General features: G+C 48.6%; 1 protein-coding gene. It reads right to left on the bottom strand.

Annotation, left to right across the window (positions count from 1 at the left end):
* On the bottom strand, positions 1–780 hold a 780-nt coding region (locus tag KGF65_RS16760; RefSeq protein ID WP_216748760.1), incomplete at both ends, for an IS30 family transposase.

The following is a 780-nucleotide window of genomic DNA, read 5'->3' as shown; positions in this document are numbered from 1 at the left end:
ATCCCTGACAAACTTCGCGATATCTTGATCGGTCAGTTCATCAAGGTCAGTTCCTTTGGGAAAATACTCTCGGATAAGACCATTGGTATTTTCGTTGGTCCCACGTTGTTGTGGTGCGTGCGGGTCTGGAAAATAGACTGAGATACCAAGCTCTTTACCGACTTCACGATAACCCGCAAACTCTGTACCTCGGTCTGGTGTAAGCGTACGAACGCGTTTAGGTGTGACTGTATGCAGGAGGTCGATCATCGCTTGGGTCACATTCTTGGCATTCACTTTGGGTACACGCTCAGACAGAAGGTATCGTGACTTACGGTCGACCAGTGACACTAAACCCGAACGCCCGATCTTGCCGCGAACGGTATCGCCTTCCCAATGGCCAAAACGAGTCCGATTCTCACATGAGACTGGTCGTTCATGGACTGATGGGACATTATTAAAACGGCCACGTCGTTCGTTGACAGTTCCTTTAACCTTACGAGTTTTCCCACGATGTCGTAACTTTCGAGCGAATCCTCGAGCCCCATGACTTTTACGTTTAACGCCTAAATTATTTCGTTCAATTCCGCGATAAATCGTGTTGTAGCTGATATGCCAATTACTGTTCTCTAAAGATAAACGACCGGCGATTTGCTCGGGTGACCATTGCCGTTGAAGAATGCAGTGAAGGACAAAGTCGCGTAGCTTTAAATTCTCCAGTACCCTGAGGCGACGACTCTTTAATCGGCGCTGTTGATAGTTCTGCTGGGCTTTTACGGCAGAATAGGCACCCCGACCGCC

Origin of the sequence: Lactiplantibacillus sp. 30.2.29 (assembly GCF_018991255.1) — a bacterium.
Taxonomy (GTDB): Bacteria; Bacillota; Bacilli; order Lactobacillales; family Lactobacillaceae; genus Lactiplantibacillus; species Lactiplantibacillus pentosus.
This window is presented reverse-complemented; position numbering and strand designations above follow the sequence as displayed.